The sequence below is a fragment of the Streptomyces sp. NBC_00316 genome, from assembly GCF_036158715.1.
Lineage (GTDB): Bacteria > Actinomycetota > Actinomycetes > Streptomycetales > Streptomycetaceae > Streptomyces.
The window spans coordinates 5,421,576-5,446,327 of record NZ_CP108023.1 but is presented as its reverse complement, the minus strand read 5'-3'; the positions used below and the strand labels follow the sequence as shown (position 1 = coordinate 5,446,327).

Annotated in this window: 21 protein-coding genes; 8 read left to right on the top strand and 13 right to left on the bottom strand. The window is 70.2% G+C overall.

The window, feature by feature from the left end; all coding sequences use genetic code 11:
• Nucleotides 1-253: 253 nt before the first annotated feature.
• From OG878_RS24295 to OG878_RS24285, 3 genes are all read right to left on the bottom strand, one after another.
• Nucleotides 254-1,264, bottom strand: a complete 1,011-nt coding sequence (locus tag OG878_RS24295) for a DNA-3-methyladenine glycosylase family protein (protein ID WP_328888727.1) — start codon at nt 1,262-1,264, stop codon at nt 254-256.
• 57 nt (nt 1,265-1,321) lie between these two features.
• Entirely contained in the window at nt 1,322-2,413 is a 1,092-nt protein-coding gene (locus tag OG878_RS24290) for an NDP-sugar synthase (RefSeq protein WP_328888726.1), read from the bottom strand.
• A 131-nt stretch (nt 2,414-2,544) separates the two neighbouring features.
• Nucleotides 2,545-3,906, bottom strand: a complete 1,362-nt coding sequence (locus tag OG878_RS24285) for a peptidoglycan recognition protein family protein (protein WP_328888725.1) — start codon at nt 3,904-3,906, stop codon at nt 2,545-2,547.
• Between the two features lie 138 nt (nt 3,907-4,044).
• On the opposite strand from OG878_RS24285, the gene OG878_RS24280 reads away from it, so the two are divergent.
• The 4 genes from OG878_RS24280 to OG878_RS24265 all read left to right on the top strand — a co-directional run bounded on the left by OG878_RS24280 (nt 4,045) and on the right by OG878_RS24265 (nt 9,965).
• Nucleotides 4,045-4,797 carry a TIGR03089 family protein gene (locus tag OG878_RS24280; protein ID WP_328888724.1) on the top strand — a complete coding sequence of 251 codons (753 nt, stop codon included), beginning with the start codon at nt 4,045-4,047 and terminating at the stop codon, nt 4,795-4,797.
• Between the two features lie 176 nt (nt 4,798-4,973).
• Nucleotides 4,974-6,203, top strand: coding sequence for an LCP family protein (locus OG878_RS24275; protein ID WP_443049159.1), 1,230 nt, complete (start codon nt 4,974-4,976; stop codon nt 6,201-6,203).
• Nucleotides 6,204-6,426: 223 nt separating this feature from the next.
• Nucleotides 6,427-8,202 (top strand): LCP family protein, encoded by a 1,776-nt coding sequence (locus tag OG878_RS24270; protein WP_328888722.1) that lies wholly within the window; start codon nt 6,427-6,429, stop codon nt 8,200-8,202.
• A gap of 50 nt (nt 8,203-8,252) precedes the next feature.
• Nucleotides 8,253-9,965, top strand: coding sequence for an LCP family protein (locus OG878_RS24265; protein WP_328888721.1), 1,713 nt, complete (start codon nt 8,253-8,255; stop codon nt 9,963-9,965).
• Between the two features lie 83 nt (nt 9,966-10,048).
• Here OG878_RS24265 and OG878_RS24260 read toward each other — a convergent pair whose 3' ends face one another.
• On the bottom strand, nt 10,049-11,071 hold the full coding sequence (locus OG878_RS24260; protein ID WP_328888720.1) for a glycosyltransferase family 2 protein: 1,023 nt from the start codon (nt 11,069-11,071) through the stop codon (nt 10,049-10,051).
• Nucleotides 11,072-11,250: 179 nt separating this feature from the next.
• Between OG878_RS24260 and OG878_RS24255 the strand changes: the two genes are divergently transcribed.
• A complete protein-coding gene (locus tag OG878_RS24255; RefSeq protein WP_443049158.1) occupies nt 11,251-12,720 on the top strand; it encodes an LCP family protein in 1,470 nt (489 codons plus the stop codon).
• Between the two features lie 41 nt (nt 12,721-12,761).
• On the opposite strand, the gene OG878_RS24250 is transcribed toward OG878_RS24255, so the two are convergent.
• Nucleotides 12,762-13,313 (bottom strand): acyl-CoA thioesterase, encoded by a 552-nt coding sequence (locus tag OG878_RS24250; protein WP_277326537.1) that lies wholly within the window; start codon nt 13,311-13,313, stop codon nt 12,762-12,764.
• Nucleotides 13,314-13,432: 119 nt separating this feature from the next.
• Here OG878_RS24250 and OG878_RS24245 point away from each other — a divergent pair, with 119 nt between their 5' ends.
• Nucleotides 13,433-14,716: an LCP family protein gene (locus tag OG878_RS24245; RefSeq protein WP_328888718.1), complete on the top strand. Its 1,284-nt coding sequence runs from the start codon at nt 13,433-13,435 to the stop codon at nt 14,714-14,716.
• Nucleotides 14,717-14,791: 75 nt separating this feature from the next.
• Here OG878_RS24245 and OG878_RS24240 read toward each other — a convergent pair whose 3' ends face one another.
• The 3 genes from OG878_RS24240 to OG878_RS24230 form a co-directional block, all read right to left on the bottom strand.
• A complete protein-coding gene (locus OG878_RS24240) occupies nt 14,792-15,598 on the bottom strand; it encodes a class I SAM-dependent methyltransferase (RefSeq protein WP_328888717.1) in 807 nt (268 codons plus the stop codon).
• Nucleotides 15,595-16,071: a hypothetical protein gene (locus OG878_RS24235; protein WP_328888716.1), complete on the bottom strand. Its 477-nt coding sequence runs from the start codon at nt 16,069-16,071 to the stop codon at nt 15,595-15,597. Before OG878_RS24235 ends, OG878_RS24240 begins: the two co-directional genes overlap by 4 nt.
• Before the next feature lie 155 nt (nt 16,072-16,226).
• Nucleotides 16,227-17,384 (bottom strand): acyl-CoA dehydrogenase, encoded by a 1,158-nt coding sequence (locus OG878_RS24230; RefSeq protein ID WP_277329697.1) that lies wholly within the window; start codon nt 17,382-17,384, stop codon nt 16,227-16,229.
• A gap of 189 nt (nt 17,385-17,573) precedes the next feature.
• Between OG878_RS24230 and OG878_RS24225 the strand changes: the two genes are divergently transcribed.
• Complete coding sequence (locus tag OG878_RS24225) at nt 17,574-18,917, top strand: UDP-glucose dehydrogenase family protein (protein ID WP_328891368.1); 1,344 nt, start codon at nt 17,574-17,576, stop codon at nt 18,915-18,917.
• A gap of 102 nt (nt 18,918-19,019) precedes the next feature.
• Here the strand turns inward: OG878_RS24225 and OG878_RS24220 are convergent, their stop codons facing one another.
• From OG878_RS24220 to OG878_RS24210, 3 genes are read right to left on the bottom strand one after another with little or no spacing between them, the layout of a single operon-like run.
• Nucleotides 19,020-20,255 carry a dipeptidase gene (locus OG878_RS24220; RefSeq protein ID WP_328888715.1) on the bottom strand — a complete coding sequence of 412 codons (1,236 nt, stop codon included), beginning with the start codon at nt 20,253-20,255 and terminating at the stop codon, nt 19,020-19,022.
• A 26-nt stretch (nt 20,256-20,281) separates the two neighbouring features.
• Complete coding sequence (purE, locus tag OG878_RS24215; protein ID WP_277326543.1) at nt 20,282-20,815, bottom strand: 5-(carboxyamino)imidazole ribonucleotide mutase; 534 nt, start codon at nt 20,813-20,815, stop codon at nt 20,282-20,284.
• Complete coding sequence (locus tag OG878_RS24210; protein ID WP_328888714.1) at nt 20,812-21,951, bottom strand: 5-(carboxyamino)imidazole ribonucleotide synthase; 1,140 nt, start codon at nt 21,949-21,951, stop codon at nt 20,812-20,814. Before OG878_RS24210 ends, purE begins: the two co-directional genes overlap by 4 nt.
• A gap of 175 nt (nt 21,952-22,126) precedes the next feature.
• Between OG878_RS24210 and OG878_RS24205 the strand changes: the two genes are divergently transcribed.
• Complete coding sequence (locus OG878_RS24205) at nt 22,127-22,636, top strand: GtrA family protein (protein ID WP_328888713.1); 510 nt, start codon at nt 22,127-22,129, stop codon at nt 22,634-22,636.
• Nucleotides 22,637-22,733: 97 nt separating this feature from the next.
• On the opposite strand, the gene OG878_RS24200 is transcribed toward OG878_RS24205, so the two are convergent.
• Both OG878_RS24200 and OG878_RS24195 read right to left on the bottom strand, forming a co-directional pair.
• On the bottom strand, nt 22,734-23,999 hold the full coding sequence (locus tag OG878_RS24200; protein WP_328888712.1) for an ATP-binding protein: 1,266 nt from the start codon (nt 23,997-23,999) through the stop codon (nt 22,734-22,736).
• A 15-nt stretch (nt 24,000-24,014) separates the two neighbouring features.
• On the bottom strand, nt 24,015-24,692 hold the full coding sequence (locus OG878_RS24195; RefSeq protein WP_277326547.1) for a response regulator transcription factor: 678 nt from the start codon (nt 24,690-24,692) through the stop codon (nt 24,015-24,017).
• Nucleotides 24,693-24,752 lie beyond the last annotated feature (60 nt).

Below are 24,752 nucleotides of genomic sequence, written 5' to 3'. Positions count from 1 at the left end.
GGTGCGTTTCCCCCCACCCGCCCGCTTCCTGGGGCAGCCCGGGGGTTCGGGACGTGGCCTTCGGTCGTGCTGTGCCCTCGATCACCGGACGGGCTTGGTTCTGCCGCGCTTCGTGTGAGCTGCGGGCGCACGCCGGCAGGGCTGATTTCGCTACGCCTCGTCACCACCCGCGGGGAGAGGCGAGCAGGGCTGATTTCGCTACGCCTCGTCACAACCCGCGGGCGCGGGACCAGCAGGGCTGAATCCGCTGTGCCTACAAGCGGGCGATGTCGCCCCTTGTCATGCGCGGGGCTCTGCGGGACGGGGTGTGGCCCGAGAGGAGGATCAGGCGGGTGGCTCGATGACGCTGCCCCTCGTAGGGGGTGAGCAGGGCCAGCATTTCCTCGTCGTCGGCGTTTCTGTTGCCCGCCAGGGCGTGGCCGATGATGCCGGGGAGATGAAGGTCGCCCACGGTGACCGCGTCGGCAGCGCCGTTGGCTCGTTGGAGGGTTTCGGCCGAGGTCCAGGGGCCGATGCCGGGGATCAGTTCCAGTCGGGCCGTCGCCTCCGGCAGCGGCATCGTGGCCGCTTCCTCCAGACGGCGTGCCACCCGTACCGCGCGCAGGATCGTGGCCGAGCGTTTGGCGTCGACGCCCGCACGATGCCATTCCCAGGACGGGATCAGGGACCAGGTGCGCGCGTCCGGCATCACATGCAGGCCGTGTGTGGTGAACAGGGTGGCCGCGGGACCGGGGGCCGGGGTGCCGTACGTCCGGACCAGGAGGCGCCAGGCCCGGTACGCCTCGTCGGTGGTGACCTTCTGTTCCAGGATCGACGGGATCAGCGACTCCACTACCAGACCGGTGCGCAGCAGCCGCAGGCCCGGGCGGCGGTGCTGCACCGCGGCGACCAGGCGGTGGCGGGGACGGAAGGCCTCCGGGTCGTCCTCCGCGCCCAGCAGGACCGGGAGCTGCTCCAGGAGCCATGAGGCGCCGGGGCCCCAGGCCGTCGCCCCGATCCGGCCGCCCCGGTCGGTGACGTGGAGCGTGCCGGGGCCGGCCGGGGTGCGGGTGGCCCGCCAGACCGAACCGTCCCGGTCGATACGGAACGTGGGGTCGGCGGGGCCACGACGCAGCGGGCCGAGGACGAGGCGCAGGTCGAGCGGGCCCGGCGGGGTCCACTCCCTGGTCAGCGCCGCCGCTTCCCGGGGTGCCGCCGGGTCCGCTGCCGCCTGGCGCGGGACAGGCCTGCGCGGGGCGCTGCGGGGGGCGAATCGTCCTGCCACGGATGAGGTCCTCGGTCGTCGGGGCTGCCTATCGAGCGTACGCGCCGCAGGGGCCGGTCATTGGTCCGACGAGAAACGCACGCACGCGTCCGGCAGTGTCGCCCCGCACCAGATGCGGACGCCGTCACGCAGTTCGTTGTCCGCACCGACCTGCGCCCCGTCGCCGACGACCGCGCCGGCCAGCACCGTACGGCTGCCGATCCTGGCGCCGGCTCCGACCAGCGAGTCCGTGATCACCGCGCCGGGTTCGACGACCGCGCCGGCCAGCACCGTGGAGCCGTCGATCCGGGCGCCCGCACCGATCAGGGCGCCTTCGCCGACGACCGTACCGCCGACGAGTTTGGCGTCGGCGGCGACGGAGGCGGTCGGCAGGACGAGCCTGTCGCCGCACCGGCCCGGCACGGCCGGGGACGGGGCGCGACCGAGGACCAGGTCGGCGGAGCCGCGTATGAACGCCTGCGGGGTGCCGAGGTCCAGCCAGTACGTGGAGTCGACCATGCCCTGGAGGTGCGCGCCGGAGGCGAGCAGTCCGGGGAACGTCTCGCGCTCCACGGAGACCGGGCGGCCGGCCGGGATCGTGTCGATGACCGAGCGGCGGAAGATGTACGCCCCCGCGTTGATCTGGTCGGTGACGATCTCCTCGGGCGTCTGCGGCTTCTCCAGGAAGGCGGTCACCCTGCCGGTGGCGTCCGTCGGTACGAGACCGAAGGCTCGCGGGTCCTCGACCCGGGTGAGGTGGAGCGAGACATCCGCTCCGGATGTGGCGTGCGAGGCGACCAGTGCCCGGATGTCGAGGCCGGTGAGGATGTCCCCGTTGAAGATGAGAACGGGTTCGTCCGGGCCGGAGACGAGCCGGGACGCCACGTTGCGGATGGCTCCGCCGGTGCCGAGCGGTTCGCGTTCGGTGACGTACTCGATATGAAGGCCGAGCGACGAACCGTCACCGAAGTACGGCTCGAAGACCTCCGCCAGGTACGACGTGGCGAGGACGATGTGCTCGACCCCGGCGGCCCTCGCCCGCGCCAGCTGGTGCGTCAGGAACGGGACGCCGGCCGCCGGAACCATGGGTTTCGGGGTGTGCACCGTGAGCGGGCGCAGTCGGGTGCCTTTGCCACCGACCAGGAGAATCGCTTCTTTTGCCTCTGTCACAGCACTGTCTCTGCTTCCTGCTGGGGCCGGCCCTGGTGTCGGCTGGCCAGTGTAAGCAGACCGGTCGGATCATCCCCGGTCAGCGCCCAGCAGGGCAGTCCGGCGCTCTCCGCCGGAGTCCGCACGGGCCGTCAGCGGCCTTGCAGATGGGCGGAGCTGGTCCGGGCTGTGCCGAGCTTCTTGTAGAGACGGGTTCCCGGGCATTCGGTTGCGAAGCCGTCCCGATGACCGGAGATGACGTTGAGTTTGACCTTTTTTCCCTTCTTGAAGCGATTTCCGCCACCCGAGACAAGGACCGTCCTGCCGCGGGGGTTGGCGCCGAACAGGCCGAGCTTCCAGGCGGTCAGCTTCGCAATGGCCGTCACCGCGGCGGCCGGCGGATTGGACTTGGAGAAGGTGCCGAGCACTGCGATGCCCATACTGTTGGTGTTGAAACCGAGGGTGTGCGCCCCCATGACCGCCTTCGTCACGCCCCCGGCGCGTCCTTCGTAGATGTTTCCGCACTTGTCGACGGCGAAGTTGTAGCCGATGTCGCGCCAGCCATTGCTCTTCACGTGGTAGCGGTAGATACCACGAAGGACCGAGGGCGCTTGGGAACACGTGTAGTTGTTGCCCGTCGCGCTGTGGTGGATGAAGGCGGCCTTGACGGTCTTCGTGTACGCGAAGGCGTGCTCACGGAGCTTCTCGTCGGCGCCCCAGCCCTTGCGGGTGACGATGCGCGGGCGGGGGCCGATGTACGGCTTGCTGCCCGGCGCGGCGCCGGCCGCTGACTCCGCCTCCACCTCCGTCCGCTCCTTGCTCAGCGCCGGGATGACGGAGCCCTGGACGGACGTACCGGAGCGGCCGCCGTTTCGGGACTCGGCGCCTGCCTCCTCGACGCCGTCCTCGGTGCCGTACTCGTCCGTGCCGGTCACCGGCGGCTGCTGCGGATCCTTGCCGGGGTCGACGAGTTCGAGCCGCAGCCCCTCGGGCAGCGCGACGCTGGTGCTGCCCGGCACCCGGACGTCCGTCGTCTCGGGGCTGACCCGGACTTCCACGCCGTCGCTGTCACCGACCCAGAGCGGGGCGGTGGAGCCGCGGACGGTCCCGGAGTCGCGCTCGGCACTCCCGGGGTCGGCGGCGTGCTCGGCGTTGTGGGTCTCCAGGTCCTGCCAGCCGGACCACCAGCCGGTGTCGAGGGCGCGGGTGCGGACCTGGACGCTGCCGTGGAGTTCTGCGTCGGCGTCGTCCCAGACCACACCGACCAGGGAGAAGGGGTGGACATCGCGTCGGGGCAGGCCCTGTACGGCGGGGGCGCCGGTCTCCCGCGTGGACGCGCCGGCCAGCGGCGACAGCGGCAGGGACTGCGTCGACCCGGGCACATCGGCGGGATCGGCCGCCTCGGCCGCTGCGTTGACGGAGGTGTCGGGGGCGGCGCCCGCGGGCGCGGCCAACGGCAGTATCAGGGCTGCTGAGCAGGTGACACCAATGGCTGATGCAATGAAGGCACGCATACGAACGATACTGGGCACAATCCAACAACTCCGGCTACCGGGATATCTCGGGACAACTGACGGGCCGTCTGCCGAACCGGTGTACCCGATGCCTGTGGCACCCGGTCCGGCCCGCCACCGGCGCGTACCCTTGCGCGGATGAACGCCAGCGACCGCACCCCTGCCGACCTGCTGCGTTCCGCGCTCGCCGCGGACCCGGCCCGTCCCATGGTCACCTTCTACGACGACGCCACCGGAGAGCGCGTCGAACTATCGGTGGCCACCTTCGCCAATTGGGTGGCCAAGACCGCCAACCTGCTGCAGGGCGACCTCGCGGCGGAACCCGGCGACCGGGTCGCCCTCCTGCTGCCCGCGCACTGGCAGTCCGCGGTCTGGCTGCTCGCCTGCTCCTCGGTCGGCGTCGTCGCCGATGTACAGGGGGACCCCGCCGCCGCCGACCTCGTCGTCACCGGCCCGGACACGCTGGACGCCGCGCGCGCCTGCCGCGGCGAGCGGATCGCGCTGGCCCTGCGCCCACTGGGCGGCCGGTTCCCGCAGCCGCCCGAGGGGTTCGCGGACTACGCCGTGGAGGTGCCGAGCCAGGGCGACCGGTTCGCGCCGTACGCGCCGGTGGATCCCGACGCGCCCGCGCTCGTCGCCGGCGGGGTCGAGCTGACCGGGGCACAGCTGGTGGCGCGCGCCCGCGAGGACGCCTCGGAGCTGGGGCTGGCACCTGGATCGCGACTGCTGACGGGACGTACGTTCGACAGCTGGGACGGGCTCAGCGCCGGGCTCTTCGCCCCCCTGGCCGCCGGTGGCTCCGTGGTGCTCTGCCGCCATCTGGGGGAGCTGGGCGCGGACGGGCTCGCCAAGCGCGTGGAGAGCGAGCGGGTCACCAACACCGCGGTATGACAAGCGCGCTGACGGGCACTCATCCGGCCCATACCGGGCCGAGCCCCCGAGCCTGCGCATCAACTCCGGTACATCATCGGCGGTACAGACCATTCAGGTCCTGAAGTACAACCCAGCGTGAGGTTCAGCCGTCTACTCCTGCGACCGGCGGCCCAGCGCGCCGCCGAACGTGAAGGATGGACGCAGACGTGACCGAAAGCGCCGGCCCGCCGACCGGCCCCGACCACTCGGCCGCGGACCGGGACCCGTCGCAGGGCGGGGGCGGGCCCCACCAGGACCCGCTCGACACGGACGGCCCGGCCAGGCGCAGGCACCGCTGGCTGCGCTGGGCGGCGCTCGCCGCCTCACTCCTCGTCCTGGTCGCCGCGGGCGGCGGCTGGTGGCTGTACCGGAAGCTCGACGCCAACATCACGACCGACACGTCCGCGGCAGCCGAACTGCGCGCGTACGAGAAGGAACGCCCCGAGTCCGTCGTGCACGACGCGGAGAACATCCTGCTGATCGGCTCCGACAGCCGCCTCGGCGACAACCGCAAGTACGGCCGCAGCTACGGCAACACCCAGCGCTCCGACACCACGATCCTGCTGCACCTCGCCGCGGACCGGAAGAGCGCCACCGCCATGTCCATCCCGCGCGATCTGATGACCGAGATCCCCAGCTGTCATCAAGCGGACGGAAAACCCACCAGGAAGCAATTCGCCCAATTCAACTGGGCCTTCCAATTCGGTGGCACCGCCTGCACGGTCCGCACCGTCGAGCGGATGACAGGCATCCGCGTCGACCACCACATGGTCGTCGACTTCAACGGATTCAAGGACATGGTCGACGCGGTGCACGGCGTCGAGATCTGCCTCAAGGAGCCGGTCGACGACCCCGACGCGCACCTCAAGCTCCGCGCGGGGCGCCAGACCCTCGACGGCGAGGAGGCGCTGGGGTACGTACGGGCCCGCAAGTCCATCGGGAACGGCAGCGACACCGACCGGATGGACCGCCAGCAGCGATTCCTCGGCGCTCTGGTGAACAAGGTGCAGAGCAACGGCGTCCTGCTCAACCCGACGCGCCTCTACCCTGTGCTCGACGCGGCCACCAAGTCGCTGACCACGGACCCGGGCCTGAACAGCCTGAAGGACCTGTACGAACTGGTGCGCAGCATGCGTGATGTACCAACCGAAAAGGTGCAATTCCTTACCTTGCCGCGCAAGCCGTACCCCGCCGACCCGAACCGGGACGAACTCGTACAGCCCAACGCGGACAGACTCTTCAAGCGGTTGCGTGACGACGCCCCCGTCAAGGTGGTCCCGGCGGAGGAAGCGGACCGCAATTCGGACGGTCCGGGCTCCAGGAGTCCGACTCCCACACCTACCTATTCGGGCAGCAATGCGGCCACCGACCCGTGCAAGCAGTAAAGCAATTCCCAAGCAGACGTCGACGATCGGCACCTAATGAGCAGAATGACCGGTTGTAAGGACCGTGGAATGTGTCACGCCCGTCGCTTCAGGCCGAATCGGGCCGATAGTGTGACGCGATCCGGTGCTTCCGGCCGTCAGGTCGCGCACTGCTGGAGCGAAAGATCGAGCGCCTTGCCGGGGAAGGCGCCTCGCGTGGCACCGACGGAGGACTCAAACAACCGTGGACGCGCAAAGCCGTGGGCGGGCGGACGAAATCGACCCCGCAGACCAGTGGGTACTCAACCCGCAGACCGGCGATTACGAATTGCGACTGACCCAATCCGGAGGGGATTCATACCGCACGCCGAGTGCGCCGAGTCCGCGTGGTTCCGGACGCAGAGGTGCGGTTCGTGACGACGACGGCGAGGGCAGGAGCGGTGCACGGGACGGCAGCGGCCGGGGCCCCGCACCACGCCGCGAGGTGCCCGGGCAGCGCGGTCGCCGCCCGGCCAACGGCCCGCGCGGTCCGGAGGGTTCCGGTCCCGAGGCCGGGGGCCGGCGCAAGCGCAAGCAGAAGAAGGGCCGTCGCAAGAAGGCGCTCATCTGGACGGGCGGCGTGATGGCGTTCGTACTCGTCGCGCTGTCGATCGGCGCCTACGCGCTGTACCAGCACTTCAACAGCAACCTGAGCACCGTCGACGTCGGCGACGTCGGCAACAAGAACGTCACCTCCGAAGGCCCGCTGAACATACTCATCATCGGTACCGACAAGCGGACCGGTAAGGGCAACGAGGGGTACGGCGACAAGGGCAGCACCGGCCACGCCGACACCAACATCCTCTTCCACGTCTCCAAGGACCGCACCAACGCGACGGCGCTGAGCATCCCCCGCGACCTGATCACCAACATCCCGGACTGCACCACCAAGCAGCCGGACGGCACGGACAAGGTCATTCCGGGGACGCAGGACATCCGGTTCAACGTCAGCCTCGGCCAGGACGGGCGCGACCCGGGCTGCACCATGCGTACGGTCGAGGAGATCACCGGCCTGAAGGTCGACCACTTCATGATGGTCGACTTCAACGCGGTGAAGGAGCTGTCCACGGCGGTCGGCGGCGTCAAGGTCTGCCTGGCCCACGCGGTCAAGGACCCCAAGTCGCATCTCGACCTGCCGGCCGGTGAGAGCACGGTCCAGGGCGAGGACGCCCTCGCGTTCGTCCGCACCCGGCACAGCTTCGGCAACGAGAGCGACCTCGACCGGATCAAGGTGCAGCAGCAGTTCATCGGCTCGATGATCCGGCAGATGAAGTCGGACGACACCCTGACCAGCCCGACGAAGCTGTACAAGCTGGCGAACGTCGCGACCAGTGCCCTCACCGTCGACTCCGCCATCGGCACCGGCAAGAAGCTGGTGTCGCTGGCCAAGGAGCTCAGCAAGGTCGACACCAAGAACATCACCTTCGTGACGGCCCCGGTGATAGACAACCCGGCCGAGAAGGTCCATGCCACGGTGGTGCTCAACCCCGCCAAGTCCGATCCGCTGTTCGCGATGATGCGTGAGGACACCTCGCTGACCGAGGTCGCCGCGCAGAAGAAGGCGGCCAAGAGCAAGCAGGACGCGCTGCTCAAGGGCACCAAGGCGGCCGCCGCCGACGTACGGGTCGATGTCCTCAACGGCGGCGACATCCCGGGCGCCGCGCAGCAGACGGTCACCTGGCTGCAGAACGAGCAGGGTGTGCTCAAGTCGACCAACAAGGCCAACGCCCCCGAGAAGATCTCCAAGACGACGCTCACGTACGCGCCGAACCAGGCCGACCAGGCCCGGGCGCTCGCCGCCATGATGGGGCTGCCCGGATCGGCCCTGAAGCAGGGCACCGTGGACGCCGAGGGCCTACAGGCGATGGTCCTGACCCTGGGCGCGGATTTCAAGGGCGCGGGTGTGCCCGTCACCGGACCGGCAAAGGCGCCGGACGGCATCCAGAAGGCAAGTGCCGACAAGGCAGAGTGCGCGAAGTGACGCCCGGTCACCGCGCCATGGCAAGAGTCTGAGCAGCAGGGGGGGTCCTGGTGGTACGGAGCAGCACGCCCGGAGAGGGGACGCGACCACGCGTCCGGCACGCCGGCCAACTCGGCTGGGACGACGGTCTGTACGACGACGCCCCGTCCGCCGGCCCCGACGACGGGCACGACGGCGGACGGAACGACCGGCGCAGCGGCGCGGGCGGGGACCGGGACCGCCCGGGCCCCGGCCGCGCCGAACGCCGCCGCAACCAGTCGCACCGGCACGGCAAACGCGGCAAACGCCGCGTACTGCGCTGGATCGCCTGGACGCTCGCGGTCGTCATACTCGGCACCGGCACCGCCGGATACCTCTGGTACGAGCACCTGAACAGCAATCTCCGCAAGGGGCAGCGCAGCGCCGGGAACAGCGGCGCGAAGAAGGCCGCCCCGAACGCCGCGGGCCAGACCCCGCTGAACATTCTGCTGATCGGTTCGGACGACCGTAACTCCAAGGAGAACCTCAAGCTCGGCGGCTCGAAGTCGAGCGTCGGCGCCAAGCCGCTGGCCGATGTGCAGATGCTGCTCCATGTGTCGGCCGACCGGAAGAACGCCTCGGTCGTCAGCATTCCGCGTGATACGCGCGTCGACATCCCGAAGTGCGTGGACCCCAAAACGAAGCAGGAGTCCCCGGCCACCAACGGGCTCATCAACGAGACGCTCGGCCGCGGCGGCCCCGGCTGCACGCTGGACACCTGGGAGCAGCTGACCGGCATCTACATCGACCACTGGGTGATGGTCGACTTCACCGGTGTGGTCGCCATGGCGGACGCCGTGGGCGGCGCCGATGTGTGCGTCAAGGACAACGTCTACGACATCCCCAAGCCCAGGGTTCCCGGCGGCTCGTATCTGAAGCTGACCAAGGGCACGCACAAGGTCCAGGGCAAGCAGGCCCTGCAATGGCTGCGTACCCGCCATGCCTTCGAGAGCGACTTCGGCCGGGCCAAGGCCCAGCACATGTACCTGAACTCGGTCATCCGTGAACTGAAGAGCCAGAACGCCTTCACCGACACCGGGCGGCTGATGGATCTCGCCGAGACCGCGACCAAGTCGCTCCAGGTCTCCGAGGAGATCGGCTCCGTGAAGAAGCTGTTCGACCTCGGTATGCAGCTCAAGAACGTGCCGATGAGCAAGATCAACATGCTGACCATGCCACGGGTCACGGACCCGGAGGACGACAACCACGTGCTGCCGAAGCCGGGCGCCGCCGACACGCTCTGGGCGCTGCTGCGCGACGACGAGTCGCTCGACCCGAAGGACCGCGCGAAGACCGGGACGAAGGACAAGGGGCCGGCCGCGACCGCACCCGATGCCCTCGACCTGACGGTGGTCAACGGCACCGCGGGCGACGGTCAGGTCGCCACCACCGGCCGTGCGGCGGACGTCCAGGACATCCTCCGGTCCAAGGGCTTCACCAAGGCCGGCGCCACGACCGTTCCGGGGTCGGCGCTGACCACCGCGGTGACCTATCCGAAGGACTCGGGTGCCCAGGGCAAGTCGGACGCGCTGTCGGTCGCCAAGGCCCTCGGACTGCCGACCAGTGCGGTCAAGGTGTCGGCGGGGGTCGAGACGCTGACCCTCACGGTCGGCTCGGACTGGCGCACGGGAGCGGCGTATCCCAAGAAGGCGGTCGACGAGGACGACCCGCTGAAGGACACCGAGGCGGTCAACGGGGCACAGGCGGACGCCTGCATGGACGTCTACTGGCCGTACCGGTTCTAGTCAGGGCCCGTACGACGCGACAGGGGCGCCGGTCGTTCTCCCCGGAGAACGACCGGCGCCCCTGTTCGTGCGTCCGTACCGGATCAGACCGTCTGCCGCGCGGCCGCCGGGCGGCGGCTGGCGATGACCCGCTTCGCCAGCGAGCGCGGGCTGGTCAGGAAGCCGTAGCCCCAGGACATGTGCATGGTGGCCAGCGCCACCGGGATCTGTGCCCGTGCCTTGAGCGGCAGGCCCTTGCCCGCCGGGAGGGACCCGGCGATGATCGCCGCGGCGTAACCGGCCGGGACCACGAAGCCCCACGGGGTCAGGGCCGCGCCGACGACGATGCCCGCCGCTATGGCGCAGACGGCGGCCGGAGGGGCCAGGTAGCGCAGGTTGATCGAGCCGGCGTGGTAGCGGGCGACGACGTGGCGCCAGCGGCCGTAGTCCTTGTACTGCTTGGCCAGCGCCCGCACCGAGGGGCGCGGCCGGTACTGCACCTTCAGCTCCGGCGAGAACCAGATCAGCCCGCCCGCCTCGCGGATCCGGAAGTTCAGCTCCCAGTCCTGGGCGCGGATGAACTCCACGTTGTAGCCGTCCGCCTTCTCCAGCGCCTCGCGGCGGAAGACCCCCAGGTAGACGGTCTCGGCCGGGCCCGCCTGGCCGCCGGTGTGGAAGGCCGCGTTGCCGACGCCGATCCTCGAGGTCATGGCCGCGGCGACGGCGTCCTCCCAGGCGTTCTCGCCCTCGGCGTGCATGATGCCGCCGACGTTCTGCGCGCCCGTCTCCTCCAGGAGGCGGACCGCGGTCGCGATGTAGTTCGGCGAGAGCATGCCGTGACCGTCGACCCGCACCACGACGGGATGCGAGGAGGCCTTGATCGCGGCGTTGAGCGCCGCGGGGGTGCGGCCGGTCGGGTTGGGCACCGTGTGGACCCGGGAGTCCTCGCGTACCAGCTCGGCGGCGATCTCGTCCGTACGGTCCGTGGACGGGCCGAGCGCGATCACGACCTCCATCTCGCCGGAGTACTCCTGCTCCAGGATGTGCCGGATCGAGTTCCTGAGATGGCGTTCCTCGTTGAGCACCGGCATGATCACGGAGACGGCGGGGTACTGCGCGGCAGGCATGTGGTCCTCGGGGGGTCCTCGGGGGGCGCCGGGGGTTCGCACCCCAGGAGGCGGCGTATTCGGCCGCCACGTTACCGCGAATGGGGGACGGGGGCGCGCGCCACCGGGTTGCTCACCGGAGTGGAGATCGTATGGGCCTACTGTGCGAACGGTCCCCCTTGCACCGCGGAGGTCCGTCCGTGCCCACGCCGCACCGCTCCCCTCGTCCGCCGCACCGCCGCACCGCTCCCCCGCGGCACAGGTCCAGAAAGCAGGACGAGAGGCCCCGCTGGGGCATGCGCGTGGCGACCGGTCTGTCCGTGCTGGTGCTCGGGGCCGGCGGGATCGGCCATGCGGTGGTGACGAGCCTGGAGACCGGGATCGACCGCATCGACCCGTTCAAGGACATGAAGAACCGGCCCCGTGCCGGCAACGGCACGAATCTCCTGCTCGTGGGCACCGACGGACGCGACCGGATCAGCCAGGAGCAGCGAAGGAAGTACCGGCTGGGCGGTGCGCCCTGCCACTGCACCGACACGATCATGCTGGTGCATCTGTCGGCGGACAGGGAACGCGCGAGCATCGTCTCGCTGCCGCGGGACAGCTACGTCGAGATCCCCGGGCGCCGGGGGCCGGCCGGTGACGACGCGCGCACCACCCATCCGGTGAAACTGAACGCCGCCTACGCGGAGGGCGGTCCCGCGCTGACCGTACGGACCGTCGAGAACATGACGGGCGTCAAGGTCGACCACTACCTGGAGGTCGACTTCCCCAGCTTCATGAAGACGGTGGACACCCTCGGCGGGGTGCAGATCTGCACGGCCCGGCCGATGAAGGACTCGTACACGGGACTCGACCTCGCCGCCGGTACCCACCGGCTGGACGGCGGGCAGGCGCTCCAGTACGTGCGCTCGCGCCACATCGACGCGGCCGCCGACCTGGGCCGGATGCAGCGCCAGCAGAAATTCCTCGCCTCGCTGATCAAGCAGGCGACCAGCAGCGGTGTGCTGCTGAACCCGGTGAAGTTCCGGAACGTCGCGGCGACGATGCTCGGTTCGGTCCGGGCCGACCGGGGGTTCGGTACGGATCAGCTGCTGGACCTCGGCCAGGCCATGCGCGGCTTCACTCCGGCGTCGTCCGAGTTCGCCTCCGTGCCGATCAGCAATGCCTCGTACCCGGTCAAGGGCGTCGGCTCGACAGTCAAATGGGACCCGAAGAAGTCGAAGATGCTCTTCGAGACGCTGCGCGAGGACAAGCCCCTGGCCTTGGACCGGCCGAAGGCGCCGAAGGCGCCGAAGGTGCGGACGGTCGATGTCGCGCCGCAGGGGATCCGGGTCCAGGTCTACAACGGGACGCCGAAGAACGGACTCGGCCGGGCGGTCGACAACGCGCTCCACGCCACCGGCTTCGACACGACACGGACCCCGCTCAACGCGGATCTGCGCGAGCATAAGCGCACCCTGATCGAGTACGACCCCCGGTGGGACCGGTCGGCGAGATCGCTGGCGGCGGCGCTGCCGGGGGCCGAGCTGCGCGCGGTCGCGAAGCTGGGCCGGACGATGAAGGTGACCGTCGGGTCGGCCTTCGGCAAGGTGGAGCGGGTGCGGGCCGAGGAGCCGCAGCGGGGCAGGTTCGACGCGGTCACGGGCGACCAGGTGGCATGCCCGTAGGAACGTGCCCCGTACGTGCCGCCGCCCCGCGGGAGCTGCCGTCAGTCGACGTCGATGCCGTCCGCCACGCGCTTCTCGCGCAGTTCCCTGATCGCGCGGCGCCGGGCGAGGCGGTGCGTGCGCCGGATCTGCGCCTCCTGGTAGCGCCGCTTGTCGCGCTCCGTCTCCGGGATGACCGGCGGTACGGGCCGCGGCTTGCCGTCCCCGTCGACCGCCGCGAACACCAGATACGCGCTGCCGACCTGCTGGGCGGGGGTCGATTCGTTCCACCGCTCGGCCATGACCCGGACGCCGACCTCCATCGAGGAGCGGCCGGTCCAGTTCACCTGTGCGCGCACGTGAACAAGGTCACCGACGCGGACCGGCTCCAGGAAGACCATCTCGTCCATCGAGGCCGTCACCGCGGGTCCGCCGGAGTGCCGGCCGGCCACGGCGCCCGCCGCGTCGTCGACGAGCTTCATGATCACGCCGCCGTGCACCGTACCCAGCAGATTGGTGTCACTGCCGGTCATGATGTGGCTGAGGGTGGTCCGGGACGCCGCGGTCGGCTTGCCCGGAATATCGCCCTCCGGGCGCAGGGCCTGATCTGTCATGCCGTCCACCTTATGCGGCGGCCCGAGGACGCGGACATTGCATCAGCTTGGCAACAGCCCTGGCCCGATATCTCACACCCCCTGTAATACCGGCCGGTCCGGGCGGCACACTGGTCCGCATGAGCGACAGGCCCGGTGGATGGACCGATGACAACCGCGACGACCGCTACGGACGGGGCAGCGACAGCACCCAGCCCGAGGGCGCCCGTGTGATGCGGCACGTCCAGCGGCAGCCCGCACCGCCGCAGCAGCGACCGGCACCGCCGCAGCAGCGCCGTCCGGAGCCGCCGCGGTACGCCGACGGCTACGACGACGGCGCAGGGTACGACAACGGTTACGGCGCCGGTCAGGTCTACGGCGGCGGCAACGGCGGCGGCCGGGGTTACGGCGGAGGTGACGGCGGTTACGTCCAGGGCCGGCCCGCGCCGGACTGGCGCCGCCGAATAAAGATCGGCGCCCTGACCCTCGTGGTCGTGGTGCTGGCCGTCTCCATCGGCACGTACTTCTGGGCCGACTCCAAGCTGAAGCGTGACGTCGACCTCTCCAAGGTGATCGAGCGTCCCGGCGAGGGCGACGGCACCAACTATCTGATCGTCGGTTCCGACAGCCGCGCGGGCATGTCGGCCGAGGACAAGAAGAGGCTCCACACCGGCTCCGCCGAGGGCAAGCGGACCGACTCGATGATGATCCTGCACGACGGATCGAACGGCCCGACGCTGATCTCCCTGCCGCGTGACTCGAACGTCGAGATCCCCTCGTACAAGGGCTCCGACTCGGGCAAGCTCTACCCGGGCCGCGGCCGCTTCACCAAGCTGAACGCTGCCTACGCCGAGGACGGCCCCGAGCTGCTGGTCCGTACCGTCGAGTTCAACACCGGGCTGCACATCGACCACTACGTCGAGATCGGCTTCGGCGGCTTCGCCAAGATCGTCGACGCGATCGGCGGGGTGGAGCTCGACATCCCCAAGGCGTTCAAGGACAAGAACTCCGGCGCCGACTTCCAGGCGGGCAAGCAGACGCTGAACGGCGAGCAGTCCCTCGCCTTCGTGCGGACCCGGTACGCCTTCGCGGGCAGTGACCTGGACCGTACGAAGAACCAGCAGAAGTTCCTCGCCGCACTGGCCAGCCAGACGGCGACGCCGTCCACGATCCTCAACCCGTTCAAGCTGTACCCGACGATGGGCGCCGGTCTCGACACCCTGATCGTCGACAAGGACATGTCGCTGTGGAACCTGGGCAACATGTTCTTCGCGATGAAGGGCGTCACGGGCGGTGACGGCACGTCGATGAACATGCCGATCTCGGGCTCCACCGGCGGGAACCTGGTGTGGGACAAGGCCAAGGTCAAGCAGCTGGTGCAGCAGCTCAACAACGACGAAAAGGTCACCGTCTCCGGCAACTGACGGCGGACGGCAGCGGGGCCCGGGCGGCGAACCGCCCGGGCCCCGCTGCGTTCGTCGCCACCCGTGCGACCGCCCCTACACACTCCCCTGAGCCAGCAGCGCCACATGCGGGAGAGCCAACTCGCCGTCCTCCTTGGTGAATTCGGCACGCAGCACGTCGTACTCCCGCTTGGCCGCCGCAACCCCCTCCGGCCCCCGGCTGTTGACCAGCCGGCCGATCGCGGCGACCCCGGACGCGGGGCCGGACCACCAGTCCTCCGCGCCGACGTGGTGGTCCCAGGCGAGGACCTCGGTCCGTACGTCGTCGAGGCCGGCCGCGGACATCAGTGCACCCAGCCCCTGCGGGGTGCGCGGGAAGTCGTGCTCGGCGTCGACGGTGGCCAGCCACTGCGGGCGGGTCAGTCCCGCCGCCTGTGCGGCCCGTCCCACCAATGCCTGCCCGGCGGCGCCGGGCACCTGCCAGATGGTGACCGCGACCCGGCCACCGGGACGGGTGATCCGGCGCAGCTCCGCCAGAGCAGCCGCCGGTCGGCCCACGTGATTGAGCACGAAGTTAGCCACCGCGGCGTCGAACTCACCTTCTTGGTAAGGGAGTTCGGGCAGACGGCCGAGCTGGACATCGACTCCGGGCGCGGCGCGCCGGGTCGCCTCGACCATTCCGGGTTCGGCGTCCACGGCCCGTACGACCGCCCCTCGCCCGGCGGCCGCCGCCGTCACCGTGCCGCTGCCGCACCCCACATCGAGCACCCGCACTCCGGCCCCGACTCCGGCCGCGTCCAGCAGCCGCGGCACCGGATGGGCGCAGAGCCTGGCGAACGTGCGCGCGTACGCCTCGGCACGGCCGTCCCAGATCCGCCGCTCGCTCACGTCGAAGGCGGTCACCGCGCATCTCCCAGAGGTCCCTGCGGTTCGAGCTCGTCCAGATCCTCGTACAGCGCATCCAGAATCCGTCCCGTGGGCTCGCCCTGCGGGGACAGCTCCGCCAGGCACCAGCCGGGCAGCTGTTCCTCGACCTCGGGCGGCAGATCACCGTCGGCCGGGTCGGCCAGGCTGTAGAGCAGGCCGAACGCGGTCTCCTTCGCCACCTCGCGGGCTATCTCGCCCAGTTCACCGGGTGTCAGCCCGAGCCGCAGCGCCCGCTCGACGGCTCCGCCCGCGAGGCCCTCCTTCCGGTACGCCTCGACCCAGTCGGGCGCCGCCGAGCCCCAGGCATCGATGTCCTGCCAGACCATGCGCAGGAGCCGGTAGCGGGCGAGCTGCGGGATGTTCTCCTCGGCCTCCGAGTCGGCCCAGCCCGGTGCGTCGTCGGCCCCGAGTGCGGTGAACAGGCCGGTGAGCGTGTCGATATCGGTCATGTACAGGGAAGTTACGCCATCCCGAGCGTTCGTTCGGGGAGCGTTCACGAACCCGCTGCGCAGGGAAGAGCGATCGGCCCCCGGCAGGATGCCGGGGGCCGATCGGTGGTCACCAACTGTTCGCAGCGGTCGCCGAGTTGCGGAGACCGGCAGGGTTACGGCAGGTTACGGGCCATGACGATCCGCTGGACCTGATTCGTGCCTTCATAAATTTGCGTGATCTTGGCGTCGCGCATCATCCGCTCCACCGGGTAGTCGCGCGTGTAGCCGTAGCCGCCGAGGAGCTGGACCGCGTCCGTGGTGATCTCCATCGCGACGTCGGAGGCGAAGCACTTGGCCGCGGCGCCGAAGAACGTGAGGTCGCCGTCGAGGCGCTCGGACTTGGCCGCGGCCGAGTAGGTGAGCTGGCGGGCCGCCTCCAGCTTCATCGCCATGTCGGCGAGCATGAACTGGACGCCCTGGAAGTCACCGATCGGCTTGCCGAACTGCTTGCGCTCCTGGACGTACCCCTTGGCGTAGTCGAGGGCGCCCTGCGCGATGCCGAGGGCCTGGGCCGCGATCGTGATGCGGGTGTGGTCCAGGGTCTTCATCGCCGTGGCGAAGCCGGTGCCCTCCTCGCCGATCATGCGGTCGGCGGGGATCCGGACGTTGTCGAAGTAGACCTCGCGGGTCGGGGAGCCCTTGATGCCGAGCTTCTTCTCCGGGGCACCGAAGGAGACACCCTCGTCCGACTTCTCCACGACGAACGCCGAGATGCCCTTGGACCGCTTGGTCGGGTCGGTGACGGCCATCACCGTGTAGTACTCGGAGACGCCCGCGTTGGTGATCCAGCGCTTGACACCGTTGAGGACCCAGAAGTCGCCGTCACGGACGGCCTTGGTCTTCATGCCGGCGGCGTCGGAGCCCGCGTCGGGCTCGGAGAGGCAGTACGAGAACATCGCGTCGCCCTTGGCGAGCGGGCCCAGATACTTCTTCTTCAGCGCCTCGGAGCCGGAGAGGATCACCGGGAGCGAGCCGAGCTTGTTGACGGCCGGGATCAGGGAGGAGGAGGCGCAGGCACGGGCCACCTCCTCGATCACGATCACGGTGGCGAGGGCGTCGGCCCCGGCGCCGCCGTACTCCTCGGGGACGTGCACGGCCTGCAGGTCGGAGGCGACCAGGGCGTCCAGCGCCTCCTGCGGGAAGCGGGCCTCCTCGTCGACCGCCGCCGCGAACGGGGCGATCTTCGCCTCGGCGAGCGCACGGACCGTCTCGCGGAGCATGTCGTGCTCCTCGGCCGGACGGTACAGGTCGAAATCGGTGGAACCCGCCAAGACGCTCACTCCCCAAGGATGCTAACTACCGTTAAGTAACCCAATTTTATGCGCCATGCCCCGCAAAGACCTATGAGAGGTCCACGTGAGCTGCATGACAGGGGTCCGTAAGACCGGTAAAACAGGGCATCCGAAGGCACGACTATGCTCGTTCACCGCACGACCGTCCGCATCTCCCAGGAGCACTCCATGGCCCTCAAGCTCACTGTGATCGGCACCGGCTACCTCGGCGCCACCCACGCCGCGGCCATGGCGGAACTCGGCTTCGAAGTGCTCGGGCTCGATGTCGTGCCCGAGAAGGTCGAGATGCTGAGCGCCGGCAAGGTCCCCATGTACGAGCCGGGGCTGGAGGAGATCCTCCACAAACACGTGGCGGGCATCGAGGGGTCCACCGGGCGGCTGCGCTTCACCACGTCGTGGGAAGAGGTGGGTGCCTTCGGCGATGTGCACTTCGTCTGCGTGAACACCCCGCAGAAGCACGGCGAGTACGCCTGCGACATGAGCTATGTGGACAGTGCCTTCGAGTCGCTGGCGCCGCAGCTGACCCGGCCCGCCCTGGTCGTCGGGAAGTCGACCGTGCCGGTGGGTTCCGCCGCCCGGCTCGCGGCGCGGCTCGCCGAGCTGGCGCCTGTGGGCACGGACGCGGAGCTGGCCTGGAACCCGGAGTTCCTGCGCGAGGGCTTCGCCGTGAAGGACACCCTGCACCCGGACCGGATCGTGGTCGGTGTGGAGAGCGAGCGGGCCGAGAAGCTGCTGCGCGAGGTGTACGCGGTGCCGGTCGCGGAGGGGTCGCCGTTCGTGGTGACGGACTTCCCGACCGCCGAACTGGTGAAGACCGCCGCGAATTCGTTCCTGGCGACCAAGATCTCGTTCATCAACGCCATGGCGGAGGTCTGCGAGGCAGCCGACGGCGACGTCAAGAAGCTCGCCGAGGCGATCGGCCACGACGAGCGGATCGGCGGCAAGTTCCTGCGGGCCGGGATCGGCTTCGGCGGCGGCTGCCTGCCCAAGGACATCCGCGCGTTCATGGCGCGCGCCGGTGAGCTGGGCGCGGACCAGGCGCTGACTTTCCTCCGCGAGGTCGACTCGATCAATATGCGGCGCCGGGGCCACATGGTGGAGCTGGCCCGGGAGGCCGTGGGCGGGGACTCGTTCCTCGGCAAGCGGGTGGGCGTGCTGGGCGCGACGTTCAAGCCCGACTCGGACGACGTACGCGACTCGCCGGCCCTGAACGTGGCAGGGCAGATCCATCTGCAGGGCGGCCAGGTCACCGTCTACGACCCGAAGGGCATGGACAATGCCCGGCGGCTCTTCCCGACGCTCGGGTACGCGGAGTCCGCGCTGGACGCCGTGCGCGGTGCGGATGTGGTGCTGCACCTGACGGAGTGGCGCGAGTTCCGTGAGCTGGACCCGGCGGCGCTGGGCGAGGCCGCAGCCCACCGGATCATTCTCGACGGCCGCAACGCGCTGGACGGTGCACTGTGGCGCGAGGCGGGCTGGACGTACCGGGCGATGGGGCGGCCCCAGGCCTGAGCATGCGTCGCCCGCCGGCCCCCGCATGCGTCCGGGCCCGCGTCTCCCTCTGTCGTTCAGGTCTTCGGGGAAAGACGCGGGCCCGGGTCGTTCCCGGGGCCGTTACGGGGCCGTGGGGGCGTCGAGTTCTTCGATCGTGGCGTGGGACGGGCCGCGCTGCGTACGCAGGTCACGGGCGACGTCCTCCGCGTCGCGCAGCACCCGTACGGCGTTGCGCCAGGTGAGCTTGGCGAGGTCGGTGGCGGACCAGCCGCGGCCCAGGAGTTCCGCGATCAGGTTCGGGTAGCCCGCGACGTCCTCGAGGCCGGTGGGGAGGAACGCGGTGCCGTCGTAGTCGCCGCCGATACCGATGTGGTCGATCCCGGCGACCTCGCGCATGTGGTCGAGGTGGTCGGCGATCGTCGCCACGGTGGCCATCGGGCGGGGGTTGGCCGCCTCGAACTCCGCGTGGATCTTCATCGCCTGAGCGGTGGTCTCGAGGTGGTGCAGTCCATGGGCGCGCATGTTCTCGTCTGCGGCCCGGGTCCAGGCGACGGCCTCCGGCAGGACGAACTTCGGCACGAAGGTCGCCATGGCGATACCGCCGTTGGCCGGGAGCTGTGCGAGCACGTCGTCGGGGATGTTGCGCGGGTGGTCGCAGATCGCCCGCGACGAGGAGTGCGAGAACATCACCGGCGCGGTGGACGTGGCGAGCGCGTCGCGCATCGTCGTCGCCGCGACGTGGGAGAGGTCGACCAGCATGCCGGTGCGGTTCATCTCCCGTACGACCTCGTGGCCGAACGGGGAGAGACCACCGACGCCCGGCTCGTCGGTCGCCGAGTCCGCCCACGCGATGTTGTCGTTGTGGGTCAGCGTCATGTAGCGGACGCCGAGGGTGTGCAGGGCGCGCAGGGTGCCGAGCGAGTTGTTGATGGAGTGGCCGCCCTCGGCGCCCATCAGGGAGGCGATCCGGCCTTCGGCGCGGGCCGTCTCCATGTCGTCGGCGGTCAGGGCGCGCCGCAGGTCCGCGGGGTAGCGGTCCAGCAGCTCGGCGACCACGTCGATCTGTTCCAGGGTGGCGCTGACGGCATCCTCGCCGGCCATGTCGGACCGTACGTAGACGGACCAGAACTGCGCGCCGACGCCGCCGGCACGCAGCCGCCCGATGTCGGTGTGGAGGTGGGCGGACTGATCGGTGGCGATGTCGCGTGCGTCCAGGTCGTATCCGACCTGCTCGCGCAGCGCCCACGGCAGGTCGTTGTGGCCGTCGACGACGGGGTACTCGGCGAGGAGTTCCGCCGCCTGTGCGAGGTGGTCACCGGAGTGGTCCGTGATCCGGCCCGCGATCTGATCCGCCATGGTCGCCCGCTTCCTCTTCTGGTCGTCTACTTGCCGAAGCCGAAGGACTCGCTGCCCTCGACCTTGGTGCGCAGCCGCTTGCCCTTCTCCGTCGCCTGGTCGTTCAGCTCCTGCTGGAACTCCCGCATGCGCGCCAGCAGCTCGCCGTCGTGGGCGGCGAGGATACGGGCGGCCAGCAGGCCCGCGTTGCGTGCGCCGCCGACCGAGACGGTCGCGACCGGAACGCCGGCCGGCATCTGCACGATGGAGAGCAGGCTGTCCATGCCGTCCAGGTACTTCAGCGGAACCGGGACACCGATGACGGGCAGCGGGGTGACGGAGGCGAGCATGCCGGGCAGGTGGGCGGCGCCGCCCGCACCCGCGATGATCGCCTTGATGCCGCGGTCCGCGGCGTTCTCCCCGTACGCGATCATTTCGCGCGGCATGCGGTGGGCGGAGACGACGTCGACCTCGTAGGGGATCTCGAACTCGTCGAGGGCCTTGGCCGCTGCTTCCATGACGGGCCAGTCGGAGTCCGAGCCCATGACGATGCCGACGAGCGGCGCGGCGGGGGAAGTCATTCGGTGATCGTTCCTCGCAGGTAGTCGGCCGCGTGCCGGGCGCGCTCACGCACGTCCGCCAGGTCGTCGCCGTAGGTGTTGACATGGCCGACCTTGCGGCCGGGCTTCACGTCCTTGCCGTACATGTGGATCTTGAGCTGCGGGTCGCGGGCCATGCAGTGCAGATACGCCTGGTACATGTCCGGGTAGTCGCCGCCGAGGACGTTGGCCATGACCGTCCAGGTGGCGCGCGGGCGCGGGTCGCCGAGCGGCAGGTCGAGTACGGCCCGGACGTGGTTGGCGAACTGCGAGGTGATCGCGCCGTCCTGGGTCCAGTGACCGGAGTTGTGCGGGCGCATCGCGAGCTCGTTGACGAGGATGCGTCCGTCGGCGGTCTCGAAGAGTTCGACGGCGAGGTGGCCGACGACACCGAGTTCGGCGGCGACCCGCAGGGCCAGCTGCTGGGCCTCACCGGCGAGCTTCTCGCTCAGCCCGGGAGCCGGGGCGATGACCGTGTCGCAGACGCCGTCGACCTGGATCGACTCGACGACCGGGTAGGCGACGGCCTGGCCGTGCGGCGAGCGGACGATGTTCGCCGCCAGTTCCCGTACGAAGTCGACCTTCTCCTCCGCGAGGACCGGGACACCGGCCCGGAACGGTTCGGCCGCGTCCGCCTCGGAACGGACCACCCAGACGCCCTTGCCGTCGTAGCCGCCGCGGACCGTCTTCAGGATGACGGGGAAGCCCCCGACCTCGGCGGCGAACGCCGCCGCGTCGGCCGGGTCCGTCACGATGCGGTGGCGGGGGCAGGGCACGCCGATCTCCGAGAGCTTGGCGCGCATCACCCCCTTGTCCTGGGCGTGCACCAGTGCGTCGGGGCCGGGGCGCACGGGGATGCCGTCCGCCTCCAGGGCCCGCAGGTGCTCGGTCGGGACATGCTCGTGATCGAAGGTGATCACGTCACAGCCGCGCGCGAAGGCGCGCAGGGTCTCCAGGTCGCGGTAGTCGCCGACGACGACTTCGCTCACCACCTGGGCAGCTGAGTCCTGAGGGGTGTCACTCAGGAGCTTGAATCTGATGCCGAGGGGGATGCCCGCCTCGTGGGTCATACGGGCGAGCTGACCGCCACCGACCATGCCGACTACCGGAAACGTCACTCCTCCAGGGTATCCGCCGCGCCGGGGAGCACCGGACGATGCCCTGCCGGGACGGGTTCCGGGGCGTCTGCGGCACAGCGCCGCCGCCCTGTACGGCGGCCCACAGGCAACCCACGGGCGGGCTGGATAGCATGGCCGGGTCGACCGGATCCAGGGACGGGGTTGAGCGATCACCATGAGCGAACGGGGCGCACTGCGAACCCGGCTGGACCGGCTGGCCCGAGAGGTCGCCAAGTTCGGCGCGGTCGGTGCGCTGGGTCTGCTGGTGAACGTCGCGGTCTTCAACCTGCTGCGGCACACCACGGACCTTCAGGTGGTGCGGGCCAGCGTCCTGGCGACGTTCGTCGCCATCCTCTTCAACTACGTGGGCTTTCGCTACTGGACGTACCGGGACCGTGACAAGACCGGCCGCACCCGCGAGCTGATGCTGTTCCTGCTGTTCAGCGCGGTAGGCGCGGTGATCGAGAACGGCGTGCTGTACGCGGCGACGTACGGGTTCGGGTGGAACAGCCCGGTCCAGAGCAATGTGTTCAAGATCCTCGGGATCGGCATCGCGACGCTGTTCCGGTTCTGGTCCTACCGGAGCTGGGTGTTCAAGGCGCTGCCTGCCAAAGACGGGGTAGGTGTGGTGGCGCAGGGGCGGGCGCCGGTGCCGGCGGAACCGGTGGAAGCGGTACAGCGGTGAGGCACCGGGGTCGTCCGGTCACTGCTTCGCCCTCGATGGCCGGGCGGGCTTGATCTCCCTGCCCTCGGCCCGACAGCCGCAGCCCGGAGCCCCCGGTTCAGCGCACCGGGCGTTCCGGTTCCCGGCGGGTGACGGGGACGCGGCTCAGGAACAGGGCGAAGACCGCCGGCTGCAGTTGGAGCAGTTCCAGGCGGCCGCCGTCCGCCTCGGCCAGGTCACGGGCCACCGCCAGGCCGATCCCCGTCGAGTTGCGGCCGCTGATCGTCCGCTCGAAGATCCGGGCACCCAGGTCGGGCGGGACGCCGGGGCCCTCGTCCGTCACCTCGATGACCGCCTGGTTGCCGGTGACCCGGGTACGCAGCGCCACCGTGCCGCCGCCGTGCATCAGTGAGTTCTCGATCAGTGCGGCCAGCACCTGGGCGACCGCGCCGGGGGTGCCGACCGCCCGCAGACCCTGTTTGCCCGAGCAGACGATGGCGCGGCCCTCGCCACGGTAGGCGGGCCGCCACTCCTCGATCTGCTGCTTGACGACCTCGTCGAGGTCGAAGACGACCGCGGAGCCGGTGCGCGGGTCGCGGGCGTTGGTCAGCAGCCGTTCCACCACGTCGGTGAGGCGCTCGACCTGGGTGAGGGCGATGTTCGCCTCCTCCTTCACCGTGTCCGGGTCGTCGGTGACGGAGATCTCCTCGATCCGCATGGAGAGCGCGGTCAGAGGGGTGCGGAGCTGGTGGGAGGCGTCGGCGGCGAGCCGGCGTTCCGCGGTCAGCATCCGGGCGATCCGTTCGGCGGACGAGTCGAGGACGTCGGCGACCCGGTCGAGTTCCGGCACTCCGTACCGCTTGTGGCGCGGCCGCGGGTCGCCGGAGCCGAGCCGTTCCGCCGTCTCGGCGAGGTCGACCAGCGGCGAGGTCAGCCGGTTGGCCTGGCGTACGGCGAGGAGTACGGCGGAGACGATCGCGAGCAGCGCCACCGCACCGATGATCATCAGGGTGCGGCCGACCTCGCGGGTGACGGCCGAGCTGGACTCCTCGACGGTGACCTTCTCGCCCTGCTCCCCCGTCGCCGTACTGCTGATGACGCTGCCGGTGGGGCGGGTGCCCACTTCGAGGGGGGCGCGGCCGGGGATCCTGACGAGCGCGTACCGGTTGTCGTCGACCTGTTCGGCGAGCACCGTGGGGTCGATCCGCTCGGACTCGACGAGCCGGCTCTCGACCACGCTGATCAGTCGCAGCGCCTCGGAGTCGACGCTCTCCTGGGCGCTGTTGCTGATGGTGCGGGTCTCGACGATGACGAGGGAGACACCGAAGACGGCGATCACCACGAGCACCACGGCGAGCGTGGAGTTGATCAGTCGGCGGCGCATGGTTGTTTCTGTACGTCAGCTCTTCTCGAAGCGGAAGCCGACGCCCCGGACGGTGGCGATGTAGCGCGGGTTCGCGGCGTCGTCGCCGAGCTTCTTGCGGAGCCAGGAGATGTGCATGTCGAGGGTCTTCGTCGACGACCACCAGGTGGTGTCCCAGACCTCGCGCATCAGCTGGTCGCGGGTGACGACCCGGCCCGCGTCGCGGACCAGGACCCGCAGCAGGTCGAATTCCTTCGCAGTGAGCTGGAGTTCCTCGTCGCCCATCCAGGCCCGGTGCGACTCGACGTCGATCCGCACGCCGTGGGTGGCGGGCTGCGGGGCCGGCTCGGTGGAACCGCGGCGGAGCAGCGCCCGCACCCGGGCGAGCAGCTCGGCCAGGCGGAACGGCTTGGTGACGTAGTCGTCGGCTCCGGCGTCCAGACCGACGACCGTGTCCACTTCGTCGGCGCGGGCGGTGAGCACCAGGATCGGCACGGCGTGCCCCTCGGCGCGGAGCCTCCGGGCCACTTCGAGGCCGTCCATCCCGGGCAGGCCCAGGTCGAGCACGACCAGGTCGATGCCGCCCTGGAGTCCGGCGTCGAGCGCCGTCGGGCCGTCTTCGCGGACCTCGACCTCGTAGCCCTCCCGCCGCAGGGCGCGGGCCAGCGGCTCCGAGATGGATGCGTCGTCCTCGGCGAGCAGTACACGGGTCATGGGGTGATGGTAGTCCGCATGGGGCGGCTGCCGTGAGGTGATCGACAAGGCCTTCGGGTC

What these genes read in the sequence shown, in the direction of transcription:
- OG878_RS24285 (WP_328888725.1), bottom strand. Translation starts at nt 3,906, where the DNA reads ATGCGTGCCTTCATTGCATCAGCCATTGGTGTCACCTGCTCAGCAGCC.
- OG878_RS24280 (WP_328888724.1), top strand. Translation starts at nt 4,045, where the DNA reads ATGAACGCCAGCGACCGCACCCCTGCCGACCTGCTGCGTTCCGCGCTC.
- OG878_RS24275 (WP_443049159.1), top strand. Translation starts at nt 4,974, where the DNA reads ATGGACGCAGACGTGACCGAAAGCGCCGGCCCGCCGACCGGCCCCGAC.
- OG878_RS24260 (WP_328888720.1), bottom strand. Translation starts at nt 11,071, where the DNA reads ATGCCTGCCGCGCAGTACCCCGCCGTCTCCGTGATCATGCCGGTGCTC.
- OG878_RS24250 (WP_277326537.1), bottom strand. Translation starts at nt 13,313, where the DNA reads ATGACAGATCAGGCCCTGCGCCCGGAGGGCGATATTCCGGGCAAGCCG.
- OG878_RS24245 (WP_328888718.1), top strand. Translation starts at nt 13,433, where the DNA reads ATGAGCGACAGGCCCGGTGGATGGACCGATGACAACCGCGACGACCGC.
- OG878_RS24235 (WP_328888716.1), bottom strand. Translation starts at nt 16,071, where the DNA reads ATGACCGATATCGACACGCTCACCGGCCTGTTCACCGCACTCGGGGCC.
- OG878_RS24225 (WP_328891368.1), top strand. Translation starts at nt 17,574, where the DNA reads ATGGCCCTCAAGCTCACTGTGATCGGCACCGGCTACCTCGGCGCCACC.
- OG878_RS24220 (WP_328888715.1), bottom strand. Translation starts at nt 20,255, where the DNA reads ATGGCGGATCAGATCGCGGGCCGGATCACGGACCACTCCGGTGACCAC.
- purE (WP_277326543.1), bottom strand. Translation starts at nt 20,815, where the DNA reads ATGACTTCCCCCGCCGCGCCGCTCGTCGGCATCGTCATGGGCTCGGAC.
- OG878_RS24205 (WP_328888713.1), top strand. Translation starts at nt 22,127, where the DNA reads ATGAGCGAACGGGGCGCACTGCGAACCCGGCTGGACCGGCTGGCCCGA.
- OG878_RS24200 (WP_328888712.1), bottom strand. Translation starts at nt 23,999, where the DNA reads ATGCGCCGCCGACTGATCAACTCCACGCTCGCCGTGGTGCTCGTGGTG.
- OG878_RS24195 (WP_277326547.1), bottom strand. Translation starts at nt 24,692, where the DNA reads ATGACCCGTGTACTGCTCGCCGAGGACGACGCATCCATCTCGGAGCCG.